A 14,037-nucleotide genomic window follows, 5' to 3' on the forward strand; every position below is an offset into this window, starting at 1 on the left:
ACATAAGTTTGCCCCCTCATAAATAATAAAAAAACATAATTATCCTTTATTTTATATTAAAATGACAAAAAATTAATAGTAATATTTTAATATTTAAATTTATATATCTATGATTTTATAATTTCTACTTATATATGTCAATAGTTATCATATAAAAAAATTCTGCTGGCATTTTTGTGCCAGCAGAACGCTACAATGAATTGTGAATAAAAGCAGAAATTTTATTTATAGGTATATCTACTATGGATTTTAAATTATCAGTGTCTGAACTAATATCACATGGATTATCTAAAGCATACGGATCACATGTATTATGATTATAAGAATTTGCAAGAGAAAAATCTGGAGCAGGATCTAATTTAGTTACCATTCTAATAAAATATTTATTTACTCCAAGCAGTATTCCTGAAAAAGTATGACTATTTTCGCCGCAATTACCTGTAAATACAGTTACTGGTCTTCCTATAAATTTTCTCAGATTATCCCGAAAATTTATAGAATCTATATCACAGTCATGATGGTGATAGCTATCTTTATCATTATTTACAAGAGTATTCTTACTTTCATCAGCTTCCAGTTCAGAAGAAATATTATCATCTTCAGAAGTGTTCTCAACGTCACTGTAGCTAGTATCTGTATATGTCTCAGGTATTATGCTGTGGCTACTTTTATGCCTTCTATGATGTCTTCTATGATGTCTACTCAAATTTTCTCACTCCTTTCTAAATAAACAAATACTTAAAATATAACTGTTTACATAAAAATTTATATTTAAAGCCTAATTTATAATATGCTAAATATATAATAGGTGACAATATAGATCATCATAAAATTGGCACAATGTCTAATTTATTATCTTAACTTTATCACCATCATTTAAAAATGTCTGGCCTTCTGGTATTATATTATCTCCAGGATGTATTTGTGGAGATATGATTTCAGTTATTTCGTCATTTGAAAGTCCTGTATTTACGGATATTTTTTGTACTTTTTTATTTTTTACAGTATAGAGGTAAGAAACTCCATTTTCAATTTTTATAGCTTGGTTTGGCACTGTAATTATATTGTTTTTACTTTCATCTGGTAATGATATTTTACAGAACATACCTGGTTTTAAGGAATTATCCGATCCGCTAATTTTTATTTTAACTGTATATTCCATGGTTTTACTATCTATATCAGAACTTATATTTGTTACTTTTCCTGTTAATTTTTTATTGGATAAAGCAGGAATAGTTGCTGATAAAGACTGATTGATTTTGATTTTGGAGAGCATTTTATCTGGTACAGTTATTTCTGCTACTAGTGAACTTAAATCCATAACAACTAGAGATGGTTGTCCAGTTGGTGAAATTTCACCTTGATGTATATTTAATGAAGATACAATACCAGAAATAGGTGATCTGATAGTATTATCTTCAATTTGTGTTTGAATGGATTTAATACCAGCTTCAGTTTGAGAGACTTGAGCTTGTGCAACTTTTACTGATTCAGGTCCGATTTTTTGCTGTATTAAATTTAGATTTTGTTTTGCTGAATCTAGTGCGGCAGATGCAGTATCCAATTTTGTTTTAGATGCATCCAAATCTTGTTTTGCAACTGCGCCTGCTGAATACAATTTTTGCATTTTATCATAGTTGCTTTTAGAATCATCATAATTTATTTGTGATGATTTTATAGTTTGCTGAGCTTGTAATATTTGCTGAGAAATTTCAGAACTTTTTGTCCTTTCTAAATTGGCATTAGCAGATGCTATACTTGCCTCCTGTTGTTCAAGTTGAGCTTTAAGTGAGTCTGAATTAAGAGTAAATAGAACCTCACCGTTTTTTACACTACTGCCTTCCTTTACGTTTAAACTATCAATTTTGCCCGGTGATTTAGGAGATATTGATATCTGTTTATCTATAACTAATTTTCCAGAGTAATCTACACTTGTATTTAGAGATGTAAGTTTAGTTTGAATTACACTTACATTTTTAATAGGATTTTCATTTACTACTTTTTTATTTTTAATTGTGTTACGTACTATTGATGATATTGCTAGAACTACAAGTATACATAATATTACTTTACAAATAGTTTTTTTGAACTTCATAATATTTTATACCTCCTGAATTTCTGATTGCTTGTTTTTATTTTTAAATATATGATTTTTTAAATCGTCCATTAACGTATATACAATTGGCAGTACTATGGGAGTCAAGATTGTAGAAGCTATCATTCCCCCTATAACAACCATTGACATACTTGATTTATATTCGCTGCCTTCACCTATGGAAAGTGCAGATGGAATCATACCTACAATCATTGTTGCAGATGTCATTATAATAGGTCTTAGCCTTGTAGTACCAGACTCAATTAAAGCATCTTTTAAATTTTCTCCTCGTTTCATAAGTGTATTTGTATAGTCTATTAAAAGGGTGCCGTTTTTAGATGCTAATCCATCAAGCATAATCAAACCTATGATTGACATCATATTTAAAGTCTTTCCTGTAATTGCCAGTATTGCAAGGGCTCCTATTAAAGCACAAGGCAATGATATCATTCTTATAAATGGAGTTAAGAATGATTCATATAATACAACAAGTATCATATAAATAAGTACCAAGGAAATAATCAGCGCTTCTATAAGAGACGTAAAGGTTTCAGTCATATCTTCCTGACTTCCTCCATATTTGATTTCATAACCTGCAGGAATAGAAAATGATTTTAATTTTTGAGTTATATCTTTATTTACAGCACCTAACGATCTTCCCTGGATATTTGCTGAAATTGTAACTACATCTTGTCTATCCTGTCTAGATATGGATTGTGGACTATCAGATTTTACAATGGATGCAATCTGATTTATTGGTACAGATTGTCCAGCTGAGTTTGAAACATTTATAGATCCAATATCTGATTGCGTTTTTACAGCCCCATCTTCAAATTTTACCATTATATCATAATCATTTCCGTTTGTCCTGTACACTCCAGCAGAAGAGCCTTGTATTGCGGTTCTAAGTATGGTAGATATATCAGATGCGGATATTCCATAATGTGCTGCAGCTAATCTATCTATTTGAACTTTCAGTTCACTTTTACTGGCTTTAGTTGAATTGTTAATATCCGTAATTCCAGGAATAGTATTTATTGTTTTTTCTATTTTATTTGATAATTCAGTTAAAGTTTCAGTATTATTTCCGAGTAGTTGTATTGATATAGGACTTCCACTGCTCATAGTTTGGGATTCTTTTATAGAAAAATCTGTTCCAGATAAAGAGGATTTACTCCAATTTCGTACTTGAGATGCTATTTGGGATTGAGATTTTTTTCTCTCTTTTTTGGAAACAAGATTTACGATTATACTTCCAGAACTTGAATTACTGGATGTTATACCATCGCTACTTGAACCAACTGTAGAATAGTAACTTTTAACTTCAGAAACATTATGTAAATAATTTTCCACCTTTTTAACTTTGCTATCCATTTGATTCAATGTAGTACCAGAGTCAAAGGACATATTTATGGTAAAAGTACTTTCGTCTGTTACTGGCATGACTTCTGTGCCTATTCCCCCTATAGGTATTAATGCAATAAAGGCTATTAGAGCAGCTGTAGTAATAGCCAATACTCTTTTCCTATGATTCAATGACCATATAAGAGCTCTTCTATATATTGCTGTTAAATTATCTATAGATTTTGAAATTCCGTCTAATATTTTAAACATTTTGGTCTTGCTAAGTCTAGCTAGAATTCCTGAAGATTTTTTATTATTAGCTTTATTGTAAAATCTTGATGCCAGCATGGGTGTAACTGTAAATGAAACAAATAGAGAAAACAATGATGCAAAAGCGATAGTTAAACCAAATTCTTTGAAAAAAGCGCCTGCCATACCTGACATAAATGCAACGGGAACATATACAACAATATCGCATAAAGTTATTGCTATGGCTGCAAGACCTATTTCATTACGTCCATCTATAGCTGCACTTACAGGATCTTTTTTCATAGCAAGATGCCGTTGTATATTTTCAAGCACAACAATAGAATCATCCACAAGTATTCCTATACATAGTGAAAGACCCATAAGGGACATCATGTTGAGGGTAAAATTCATAATATGCATGATGAAAAAAGTGGATACGAGTGAAGTAGGGATTGCAACTAATACTATAAGAGATGACTTCCAACTCCTTAAAAATATGAACAGAACTAAGGCGGTTGTTATTATTCCCTCTATTAAACTGTGCTGTATTTCAGAAAGTGAAGAATTTATAAATGTTGTTGTATCATTAGCAGCTACTAGATTGATTCCTTTAGGAAGTGTTTTTTCTATATTTTTAAGTTCTGATTTTATATTGTCTACAGTTTTAACTACATTTGCATCACTTTGTTTCTGAATACTTATACCTATAGTATTTTTGCCATTTAGTCTTAAATGCTCATTTTCTTCAGGATATTCTAAATTCAGATCAGCTATATCTGAAAGATGAACTTCAGAGCCATTCGAGGTGGGTACTAAAATGTTTTTTATCTCATTTATGTTTTGAAATTCTCCTGTAACTCTTACGGATTCATTCATATTTTCCTGTTTTATTTGCCCTGCAGGCAGGTTTATATTGTCTGCTTGAAGTTTATTTATTAAAGTGTTTATATTAACACCATAATAATCTATGGAAGATTTATTTAGTCTTATCATAAGTTGTTTTTTATGTATACCTTCAAGAGTAACATTTCCTACACCCTGAATTTTTTGTAATTCCTGGGTTATGTTATTTGATACATTGTATAGTTCGTCATAAGATGTTGATCCAGAGATGGATAAAGTTAAAACTGGCATTGCATTTGTATCAATTTTAAAAAGTACAGGCTTATCAGCATTTTTAGGAAGCTTGCCTTGTGCATTATCTATTGCTTTTTGTACATCTAAAAATGCTGTATTCATATTGGTATTCATCTTAAAAGTAATAATGGTTTGTCCAAGGCCTTCACTTGCTGTGGACTGAATTTTGTCGATACCACTTATGCCCGCTATTGAATCTTCAATTGGCTTTACTACATCTGTCCTAATATCATCAGCACTGGCACCTATGTATGGTGTGGATATGGAAATTATGGGTATATCCATAGATGGCATGAGATTTGAACCTAAATTTCTATAGCCAAATATACCAAGCCCAAGAAGTAGTAATATTACCATAGTTATTGCGGCTGGCTTTTTTACAGATAGTTCAGTTAAATTCATTTTGTTCCTCCCTTTTAAATAATACTGTATAAATTATATATTATAATAAGTATAACTTTCAACTATTATTGACAATCCTTTTAAAAATGTAAATTATATGAATGTGTAAAAATATATTATATATGATAAAATAATTTATAAAGAGTATGAAGCTTCAGAAGGTGGTAATTTTGGAAAATTATATAAAATTCATACATAAAGCCTGGATAGACTTTATAAAAACAGGATATATGAATAGTGCAGTTAGATCTGAGATAGCAGATTCATGGAGAAGGTGTAAAAATTATGGTATTGATCCTATGTCAGAATATGAAATAAAGGATAATATACTAAAAGCTAAAGACAAAATAAAAGAGAATGCAGATTTAATATGTGTGGCTCATTCAACTATAGAACATTTATATAGCACTGTGGCTGGTTCTGGCTTTGTAATCATGTTAGTTGATAAACAAGGATATGTAATAGATGTAGTTGGCGACAAGGACATAATGAAGAGAGCCAATGAATTGAATTTTAGAATAGGATCTCTTTGGACAGAAAAATCAGTAGGAACCAATGCTATAGGAACAGCTATATATTTAAATAAGCCAATACAGACTATAGGATCAGAACATTATATGATAAATCAACATTTGTGGACGTGCTCTGCTTCACCGATACACGATAAATTCGGAAATATAATAGGATGTATAAATATGTCGGGAAATTATTATGACGCACATTCTCATACACTTGGAATAGTTACTGTTGCAGCTCAGGCAATAGAACGTGAATTCCAACTTGTTGTGTCAAATAAACTTATGAATATAACCTTAGATTCTATATCAGAAGGTATGATAGTAACAGACGATAAATTAAAAATAACTAGAACAAATATCAAGGCACAACAAATATTATGTACAAGTGAAGATGTTTTCAAAGGCATTGATATTAGAAAAATTATAAAAAATATAGGTTTTAAAACTATGTTGACTAAAGGTGATACTTCATATAGCAATATAGGATGTGACTTCCTTATAAATGGTAAATCAATAAAATGTTTGATAAATGCGGTACCTATAAAAATGAAAAATAAAACTATAGGTATTGTTATAACTTTTAGAGAATCTCAATATTATCATAAATTAGTTGGAAAGTTTATGGGGTATAGAGCTTCTTATAAATTTGATGATATTATAACAAATAATGATAATATGAAAAAAACAATAGAACTTGCTAAAAAAGCTTCTAAAAGTGATTGCAATATTTTAATAGAAGGAGAGAGCGGAACAGGTAAAGAACTTATGGCACAATCAATTCACAATTACAGCAGCCGAAAAAATGGACCTTTTGTTGCCGTTAATTGTAGTTCTATACCAAGAGAACTAGTAGAAAGTGAATTGTTTGGATATGAAAAAGGGGCTTTTACAGGAGCGTCTAGAGATGGAAATCCAGGTAAATTTGAGCTTGCAAACAGTGGAACAATCTTTCTTGATGAAATAGGAGAATTACCACTTGACATACAATCAAAATTGTTAAGGGTTCTTGATAACAATAAAATAACTAGAGTTGGAGGAAACTATGAAAAACAACTAGATGTGAGAGTAATAGGTGCAACTAATAGAATACTATTAAATGAAGTAAAAAAGAAAAATTTTAGGGCTGATCTCTATTATAGATTAAATGTTATAAATATACGAACCATTGCCCTTAGAAATAGAAAAGAGGATATAGACCTTTTAATAAGATATTTTGTTAAAAGTTTAAATCTAAAAAATATTCATCAATCAAGATTAGTAGGAAATGCTTACATAGAACGAATGAAAAATAACATTTGGTTGGGTAATGTGAGAGAACTTAGAAATGTAGTAGAGAGGGATTATTATTTGAGTGATGAATTAATATGTTCTAGTGACTACTTGACAGAAACAAAACAAACTTTGAATTCAAAAAATAACATATATAATAAAAACAATATCATGTGCGAAGTTATACCAATTCAAATGTTGGAAAAGGAAAGCATACAGAATGCTATAGAAAAATGCAGTGGAAATCTTGTTAAAACAGCAGCTCTATTAAATATAAGCAGATCTACACTTTATAGAAAGATAAAAAAATACAAAATTATGCATTATAAAAAATAAATGTACTAATATGACGCATTTATTTAAACTGTGCCATATTAATACATTAGTATATGAGTCAATATGGCACAGTTTAAATTTTGATATTCATTTTACTACACTATATATACATGGCATGATATTTGCTTAACAAATTAATGTTAATATATTAACATTAATTAAATTAGTATTAAATTTGTCAATCATATAGTTGGCATAAGGAGGAAATTTATGAAAGCTGCATTATGGTATGATAGAAATGATGTAAGAGTAGAAGAAATAGATGAACCTCAAGTTAAAAAAGGATATGTAAAGGTTAAAATTAAATGGTGTGGAATTTGTGGCTCTGATTTACATGAATATCTTGGAGGACCTATATTTATTCCTGTAGGTAAACCTCATCCTTTGAGCGGTTCTACAGCTCCGGTAGTCCTAGGACATGAATTTTCTGGAAATGTAGTGGAAGTAGGTGATGGAGTTTCAAAATTTAAAGAAGGGGATAGAGTTATTGTTGAGCCTATGGTTGTCTGTGGCAAATGTCCTGCATGTTTGGAGGGAAAATACAATTTATGTGAATCACTTGGCTTTCATGGATTATGTGGAAGTGGAGGCGGGTTTGCAGATTATACTGTATTCCCAGAAGAATATGTGCACAAGATACCTGATAGCATGTCATATGAGGAGGCCGCGCTTGTTGAACCTATAGCAGTTGCACTGCATTCGGTTAGAATAGCTGATTTTAATATAGGTGATACAGCTTTAGTTCTTGGTGCAGGACCAATAGGACTTGCAACTGTTCAATGCTTAAGAGCGGCTGGAGCAAGTTTTATAGCGGTTTTACAGAGAAAGTCCATTAGACAAGAGTATGCAAAAGAGTTTGGTGCGGATGTAGTACTTGATCCAAATGAAGTAGATGTAGTAGCAGAAGTTAAAAAGTTGACAAATGGGGTTGGAGTAAATGCAGCTTTTGAAACTACAGGTGCAGCTATAGGACTTAATACTGGAATAGAGAGTATAAAATATGAAGGTACCTTAGTTGTAACAAGCATTTGGGAAGGTGAAACAAGCTTTAATCCAAATTCATTGGTATTTACGGAAAAGAAAATAGTAGGTACGCTTGCATATAGACATGAATTTCCAGCAACAATAGCATTAATAAATAATGGGGAAATAAAAACGGATGGATATATAACAAAAAAAATAGCGCTTGATGACATAATAAAAGAAGGATTTGAAACATTGACCGGACCTGAAAAGAAAAAACAGGTTAAAATACTTGTTACTCCAGATAAATCACTTTTATAGTATTAGTAAAATATAAGTTTTGATAATTTTAGTTTAAAATATGGCATAAGCTCATCATGGCTTATGCCATATTTTAATATTTGATTTCAAATGACTTTTCCAAGTCTATGAGGTTTATTCTTTCATAGTACAGATTATCTACTTTAATAAATCGATTGGCCTTTTCTAAATCTTTTATAAATGTGTTTGGATTGATTGATGATCCCTGCAGCTCAATGGAAACATTTCCATTGTCCATATTTTTAACCCATCCTGTTAAATTCATTTTAGAGGCTAAATAGTTTGCAGTATATCTAAACCCAACACCTTGAACTTTCCCACATACAACTATATGATATCTAGACATTTTACTGTAATCCTTTTATTTATCTAATGTGTAGCAATTAACTATTTCTGCGTAATAAATAGTATGGTAGTCACCATCGGCATAGCTTTGGCTATTTATTTTTTTGTCTAAAAAATCTGCTTTCATTTGCTGTTCATATAAGGTTTTGCACTCAAAATAGATACCGCATCCTTGTATAACAGGAGTTGATATAACTTCACCAGGAACTAGTTTAAGATGGCATTCTTTGATCTTATCATGGTCTCTACCTGATTTTACACCACAAAAAGCTAATGCCTTTTTTAAATCATCATTTACAGGTATGCTTATAGTAAATTCACCGGATTTTTCAACAAATTCATGAGTATATCTGGATTCTCTAACAAATAAGGTAAATATAGACTTGCCCCATGCTATTCCGATGCTTCCCCATCCTATTGTCATGGTATTTACTCTATCGTCAATTTTAGCCGTTAAAAAGGCTCCCTGTTTGCGCAAATGTTTTATAGCTTTATCCAAACTTTCCGTAAATTCTAAGTTAATATGTTTCATGTTATTCATCCCCCTATTTATAGTTTGTTATAAGATATAAAAATATATAATATGTTGATTAAGATCAATAAATTGGTGCTCACCTCGCATCTCTTGGTTAATATAGTATTAATATGATATATAGTATATTATATATCATAAATTCAATTATTCAATTCAAATTTATTCATATGTATAAAAAATACTATGTTAATATGGTATTATTATAGGTAGTTGTTGTATTGTAGTAAAATTTAATTTAGGAGAGCATATGTTATGAGTATTGAAATTAAGATTAAAGAAGCAGCAAATTATATATTGAAGAATACAAAGTATAAACCTGAAATTGGAATAATACTAGGTTCGGGACTTGGTGAAATTGCAGAAGAAATAGAAGAAAAAGAAATATATAATTACAGGGATATACCTAATTTTCCTGTATCTACAGTTGTGGGACATAAAGGCAGATTAATTATAGGAAAGCTTCAAGGAAAGATAATTTTGACCATGCAAGGAAGATTTCATTATTATGAAGGTTATAGTATGCAGCAAATTACATTCCCAGTTCGAGTTATGGCATCAATAGGAATAAAAAATTTAATAGTTACAAATGCTGCAGGAGCAGTAAATTTGAATTATAAACCAGGACAGCTCATGCTTATAAAAGACCATATAAATTTATCTTTTAATAATCCTCTTATAGGGAAAAACATGGATAGCTTTGGAACACGATTTCCTGATATGTCAAATGCTTATGATAGAGATCTTAGAAAAAAAGTAGAAAATATAGCACAACAAAATAATATAGATATTCAAGAGGGAGTATATGTTTGTATGAGTGGACCTAATTATGAAACTCCTGCAGAAATAAAGATGGTTAGAGTTATTGGAGGTGATGCTGTAGGGATGTCTACAGTTCCTGAAGTGATAGTTGCAAACCATAGTCAGATTAAAGTTATTGGGATATCATGCATGACTAATATGGCAGCTGGAATACTTGATAAACCTCTTGAACATAGAGAAGTAATTGAAACATCAAAAATTGCAAGTGGAAATTTTAAAAAATTAGTAAGGAATATAGTGAAAGACATATAAATAATTATAGTTTACTATGGCATAGCTGCATAATCTTGTTAAAATGGTTATTTCTAAGTATAGTTTAACTTATAATATATGACAGTATCAAATGCTTGCTTAGACTAGATTTAATACTACCATATATATTATCTTGCAATCAATATAGGTATTGTAATTTTATGTTTTACTTTATTAGTTACAGTTTCAAATAGTATATCTGTAATACCTTTATGCCCATAAGTGATCAATATCAATAAGTCAGCAGATTGTTTTTCTACAATTTCAGCTATAGATTTTTCGGCTTTCCCATAGCCTACTTCATATATAGAATTTTTGATACCTAGTTTGGTTAATTGTTCCACGTAAAAATTTAATCTTTTCCTATCATTTACTTGAGTACCATATATACTGGCACCGGCACTTTCTATTACATGAATCAAAATTAAAATAGTATCTTGTTTAGCTAAATTTACAGCATGTGATAATACAGCTCCATCATTTTTAGTAAAATCAAGGGCTAAGGCTATCTTATTGTATGATGTAATTTTATTTATCTTAGGAAAATGTGTTTTACCATGAATATTTATAACTCTATTATTGTATACTCCATTTATTATAGGTTCAAAGATGATATACATTAGCAGTAAACCAAAAACAAAGCATAATATAAATATTGGAATATATGTTAGGGGTTTTGTATTTTCAATTGTTATCCAGTCTTTTAGAGTTTCAACAACAAGTTTGATATTTAATGTAATTATTAAAGCAGATAAAATCCAAGCTATAATTTTAGTTTTAATAGAAATTACAAATCCTTTCATGATAATTTTACTGCTTACAAAATGTATTAAATGTATTAAAGGTACAATTGCAAAAGATAATTGAAGGCTTAATATTACTTTATTTAAAATTAATAAGTTTGCAGTAGATGAATCACCAAAATATATAATAACAAATATTGAGGGAATAATAGCCATTATTCTTGTTATAAGTCTTCTTACCCATGGTTGAATTCTTAGATTAATAAATCCTTCCATAACAATTTGTCCTGCATAAGTTCCAGTTATTGTAGAGGATTGACCAGCGGCTATAAGTGCTATGCCAAACAATATTGGTACAAGAGTATTTCCAAGTATAGGTTCTAAAAGTTTATGAGTTTGAAGTATATCATCTACTCCATAGTTGCCACTTCTGTGAAACACGGAAGCTGCAAGTATCAATATTCCAGCATTAACTAGAAATGCAAGGTTTAGCGCAAATAGAGAATCTAAATTGCTAAATTTAATTGCCTGTTTTAATCCATGCTCAGTTTTATTTATATTTCTTGTTTGTACAATAGATGAGTGCAGATAAAGATTATGTGGCATTATTGTTGCTCTTATAATACCTATCCCGATACAGAGAGCATCACTATTTGGAATGCCTGGTACAAATCCATGTATAATTCCTATATAATCAGGTTTTGAAATAATTATTTTTATATAGAAAACTGATTCCTATTATTGCAATAAGGCAAAGAATGAATGCTTCCATTTTTCTTACACCAAGTCTGTCTAATAGCAGTAATAGTAAAGTATCAAAACCTGTAATTAGTACACCATATATAATTGGAATATGAAAAAATCAAATTAAGTCCTATAGTTGTACCTGAAACTTCTGCAATATCAGTTGCCCAATTTCCAGAATCTATATCCCCTAAACTTACTAGATAAGCAGGTCCCATGAATGCTAATAATTTTTTGTAAGATTTTTTAGTCTGCATCATACATATATATTCTTTAAACTAAATGTAGATAATTATATACTAAGGTTTGATTTTTTAATATACTAAATATTAGTACATAATATTGTGACTTCAAGATCGATATAATACATATAAAGAAAATTTAGAGCGAACACGAAATGAAGTAAATATAATTGAATTGATAAAACAAAGCAATTATGAAAAAAGATGGATTGAATTTGAATAAATATTTTAAAAGTATTAGTTTTTTGATATAATATATAAAGTAGGCGTTTTGATTGCAATAATCTAGTAAAATTATACAAAAATGCAACAAAAGAATATCTAAGAATATATTAATCATATAAATAAATTGTGAGAGGTGTTTTATATTAATAACAAAAATTTTAATAATTTAAACGAGAAAATCAGAGTAAAAGAGGTAAGATTAGTAGATGATAATGATAGTAGAATCATAACAACTAAAGAGGCATTGGATTTGGCAAGAGAAAAAGGTCTGGATTTAGTTATGGTATCACCTGCAGCTAAACCTCCTGTTTGTAAAATAATGGATTATAAAAAATTCCTTTATGATAAATCTAAAAAAGAAAAAGAAGCTAGAAAGAAACAAAAAACTGTGGAATTAAAAGAAATTAGACTTAGTGCTACAATTGAGGATAATGATATAACTATAAAAGCAAATAACGCTAAAAAATTTATAGCAAAAGAAAATAAAGTAAAAGTATCAATAAGGTTTAGAGGTAGACAAAATAACTATACTTCAGCAGGTAGAAAAGTATTTGACACTTTTTTGGAAAAAATGGGTGATACCGTAATAATAGAAAAAAGGCCTAAATTGGAAGGTAATAATATGATTATGGTTTTGTCACCTAAAAAGGGCTAAAGTATATAAATTAATAAAATGATTGATAAAATCAGAATCTAAAAATTTAGATTCTGATTTTATTTATTTTTAATTAAATAGCATTTTGTGTCAATAATTTTTGCAAATATATTTACAAAATAAAGTTTGTGTACTATAATAAAAACGAACAATGATAATGAATATCATTATTTAATGTTAATTATAATCAATGCATTTGTGTATAGACATAATTGATATATGTTCATAATAGTATGTCTTACATAAAATGTACAAGCTTTTGATTATATTTACGTAATAAATATATTATTTTATTGAAAAATATTACATTGATTGGAGGTAGAGTTATGCCGATCACAATGGTAAAAGTAGGTGAATCAGGAAGCATTAAAGGTATTCGTGGTAATGATGATATCAGACGTCATCTAGAACATCTTGGATTTGTTCTTGGGGAGAGTGTAACTGTAGTGGCAGAAATAGCGGGAAATTTGATTGTGAAAGTTAAAAATGCTCGAATTGCCTTGAGTAAGTCAATGGCAAATAGAATTGTTGTATAATTCAATTTATATTTTGAATAGGGAAAGGAGATAAAGATATGAAAACATTAAAAGATACTAAATGTGGTGAAACAGTTACTGTAGCAAAAGTTCATGGTAAGGGGGCCATTAAACGAAGATTTATGGATATGGGTTTGACTAAAGGAACTGAAATCTATATACGTAAAGTAGCTCCACTAGGAGATCCAGTAGAGGTTAAAGTAAGGGGATATGAACTTAGTTTACGTAAAGAAGAAGCCGCAATAGTAGAAATTATTTAGATTTAACAGACTTATATAATAGACCAGCTAGTAAAAGTCAATAGAAA

Annotated in this window: 14 protein-coding genes; 6 read left to right on the top strand and 8 right to left on the bottom strand. The window is 29.7% G+C overall.

Annotation, left to right across the window (positions count from 1 at the left end; translation table 11 throughout):
- Window positions 1-190 precede the first annotated feature (190 nt).
- The 3 genes from J418_RS0114940 to J418_RS0114950 form a co-directional block, all read right to left on the bottom strand.
- On the bottom strand, window positions 191-706 hold the full coding sequence (locus J418_RS0114940; protein ID WP_017896000.1) for a hypothetical protein: 516 nt from the start codon (window positions 704-706) through the stop codon (window positions 191-193).
- A 138-nt stretch (window positions 707-844) separates the two neighbouring features.
- Window positions 845-2,095 carry an efflux RND transporter periplasmic adaptor subunit gene (locus tag J418_RS0114945; RefSeq protein ID WP_017751536.1) on the bottom strand — a complete coding sequence of 417 codons (1,251 nt, stop codon included), beginning with the start codon at window positions 2,093-2,095 and terminating at the stop codon, window positions 845-847.
- 6 nt (window positions 2,096-2,101) lie between these two features.
- Entirely contained in the window at window positions 2,102-5,227 is a 3,126-nt protein-coding gene (locus tag J418_RS0114950; RefSeq protein WP_017896001.1) for an efflux RND transporter permease subunit, read from the bottom strand.
- A gap of 170 nt (window positions 5,228-5,397) precedes the next feature.
- Here J418_RS0114950 and J418_RS0114955 point away from each other — a divergent pair, with 170 nt between their 5' ends.
- Window positions 5,398-7,350, top strand: coding sequence for a sigma-54-dependent Fis family transcriptional regulator (locus J418_RS0114955; protein ID WP_017896002.1), 1,953 nt, complete (start codon window positions 5,398-5,400; stop codon window positions 7,348-7,350).
- 210 nt (window positions 7,351-7,560) lie between these two features.
- Complete coding sequence (locus tag J418_RS0114960; RefSeq protein WP_017896003.1) at window positions 7,561-8,634, top strand: 2,3-butanediol dehydrogenase; 1,074 nt, start codon at window positions 7,561-7,563, stop codon at window positions 8,632-8,634.
- Window positions 8,635-8,707: 73 nt separating this feature from the next.
- Here the strand turns inward: J418_RS0114960 and J418_RS0114965 are convergent, their stop codons facing one another.
- Window positions 8,708-8,980, bottom strand: a complete 273-nt coding sequence (locus tag J418_RS0114965) for an acylphosphatase (protein WP_017751540.1) — start codon at window positions 8,978-8,980, stop codon at window positions 8,708-8,710.
- Between the two features lie 15 nt (window positions 8,981-8,995).
- Window positions 8,996-9,511 carry a flavin reductase family protein gene (locus J418_RS0114970; RefSeq protein WP_017751541.1) on the bottom strand — a complete coding sequence of 172 codons (516 nt, stop codon included), beginning with the start codon at window positions 9,509-9,511 and terminating at the stop codon, window positions 8,996-8,998.
- A gap of 255 nt (window positions 9,512-9,766) precedes the next feature.
- Here J418_RS0114970 and J418_RS0114975 point away from each other — a divergent pair, with 255 nt between their 5' ends.
- A complete protein-coding gene (locus J418_RS0114975) occupies window positions 9,767-10,585 on the top strand; it encodes a purine-nucleoside phosphorylase (protein WP_017896004.1) in 819 nt (272 codons plus the stop codon).
- Between the two features lie 128 nt (window positions 10,586-10,713).
- Here J418_RS0114975 and J418_RS15785 read toward each other — a convergent pair whose 3' ends face one another.
- The 3 genes from J418_RS15785 to J418_RS16725 are packed head-to-tail and all read right to left on the bottom strand — an operon-like array spanning window position 10,714 to window position 12,332.
- Window positions 10,714-12,048: a divalent metal cation transporter gene (locus J418_RS15785; protein WP_257725556.1), complete on the bottom strand. Its 1,335-nt coding sequence runs from the start codon at window positions 12,046-12,048 to the stop codon at window positions 10,714-10,716.
- Entirely contained in the window at window positions 12,023-12,181 is a 159-nt protein-coding gene (locus tag J418_RS17130; RefSeq protein WP_196479908.1) for a divalent metal cation transporter, read from the bottom strand. The genes J418_RS15785 and J418_RS17130 overlap by 26 nt, the downstream gene beginning before the upstream one ends.
- A complete protein-coding gene (locus tag J418_RS16725) occupies window positions 12,144-12,332 on the bottom strand; it encodes a hypothetical protein (protein WP_023625319.1) in 189 nt (62 codons plus the stop codon). Before J418_RS16725 ends, J418_RS17130 begins: the two co-directional genes overlap by 38 nt.
- A gap of 340 nt (window positions 12,333-12,672) precedes the next feature.
- Between J418_RS16725 and infC the strand changes: the two genes are divergently transcribed.
- The 3 genes from infC (at window position 12,673) to J418_RS0114995 (ending at window position 13,990) form a co-directional block, all read left to right on the top strand.
- Window positions 12,673-13,194 carry a translation initiation factor IF-3 gene (infC, locus tag J418_RS0114985; protein ID WP_026093895.1) on the top strand — a complete coding sequence of 174 codons (522 nt, stop codon included), beginning with the start codon at window positions 12,673-12,675 and terminating at the stop codon, window positions 13,192-13,194.
- Window positions 13,195-13,520: 326 nt separating this feature from the next.
- Window positions 13,521-13,730 carry a FeoA family protein gene (locus J418_RS0114990; RefSeq protein WP_017751544.1) on the top strand — a complete coding sequence of 70 codons (210 nt, stop codon included), beginning with the start codon at window positions 13,521-13,523 and terminating at the stop codon, window positions 13,728-13,730.
- Between the two features lie 38 nt (window positions 13,731-13,768).
- Window positions 13,769-13,990 carry a FeoA family protein gene (locus J418_RS0114995; protein ID WP_017751545.1) on the top strand — a complete coding sequence of 74 codons (222 nt, stop codon included), beginning with the start codon at window positions 13,769-13,771 and terminating at the stop codon, window positions 13,988-13,990.
- Window positions 13,991-14,037 lie beyond the last annotated feature (47 nt).

This window comes from Clostridium tyrobutyricum DSM 2637 = ATCC 25755 = JCM 11008 (assembly GCF_000359585.1).
In the GTDB taxonomy this organism is placed as follows: Bacteria; Bacillota; Clostridia; order Clostridiales; family Clostridiaceae; genus Clostridium_B; species Clostridium_B tyrobutyricum.

What these genes read in the sequence shown, in the direction of transcription:
- J418_RS0114945 (WP_017751536.1), bottom strand. Translation starts at nt 2,095, where the DNA reads ATGAAGTTCAAAAAAACTATTTGTAAAGTAATATTATGTATACTTGTA.
- J418_RS0114950 (WP_017896001.1), bottom strand. Translation starts at nt 5,227, where the DNA reads ATGAATTTAACTGAACTATCTGTAAAAAAGCCAGCCGCAATAACTATG.
- J418_RS0114960 (WP_017896003.1), top strand. Translation starts at nt 7,561, where the DNA reads ATGAAAGCTGCATTATGGTATGATAGAAATGATGTAAGAGTAGAAGAA.
- J418_RS0114965 (WP_017751540.1), bottom strand. Translation starts at nt 8,980, where the DNA reads ATGTCTAGATATCATATAGTTGTATGTGGGAAAGTTCAAGGTGTTGGG.
- J418_RS0114970 (WP_017751541.1), bottom strand. Translation starts at nt 9,511, where the DNA reads ATGAAACATATTAACTTAGAATTTACGGAAAGTTTGGATAAAGCTATA.
- J418_RS0114975 (WP_017896004.1), top strand. Translation starts at nt 9,767, where the DNA reads ATGAGTATTGAAATTAAGATTAAAGAAGCAGCAAATTATATATTGAAG.
- J418_RS16725 (WP_023625319.1), bottom strand. Translation starts at nt 12,332, where the DNA reads ATGATGCAGACTAAAAAATCTTACAAAAAATTATTAGCATTCATGGGA.
- J418_RS0114990 (WP_017751544.1), top strand. Translation starts at nt 13,521, where the DNA reads ATGCCGATCACAATGGTAAAAGTAGGTGAATCAGGAAGCATTAAAGGT.
- J418_RS0114995 (WP_017751545.1), top strand. Translation starts at nt 13,769, where the DNA reads ATGAAAACATTAAAAGATACTAAATGTGGTGAAACAGTTACTGTAGCA.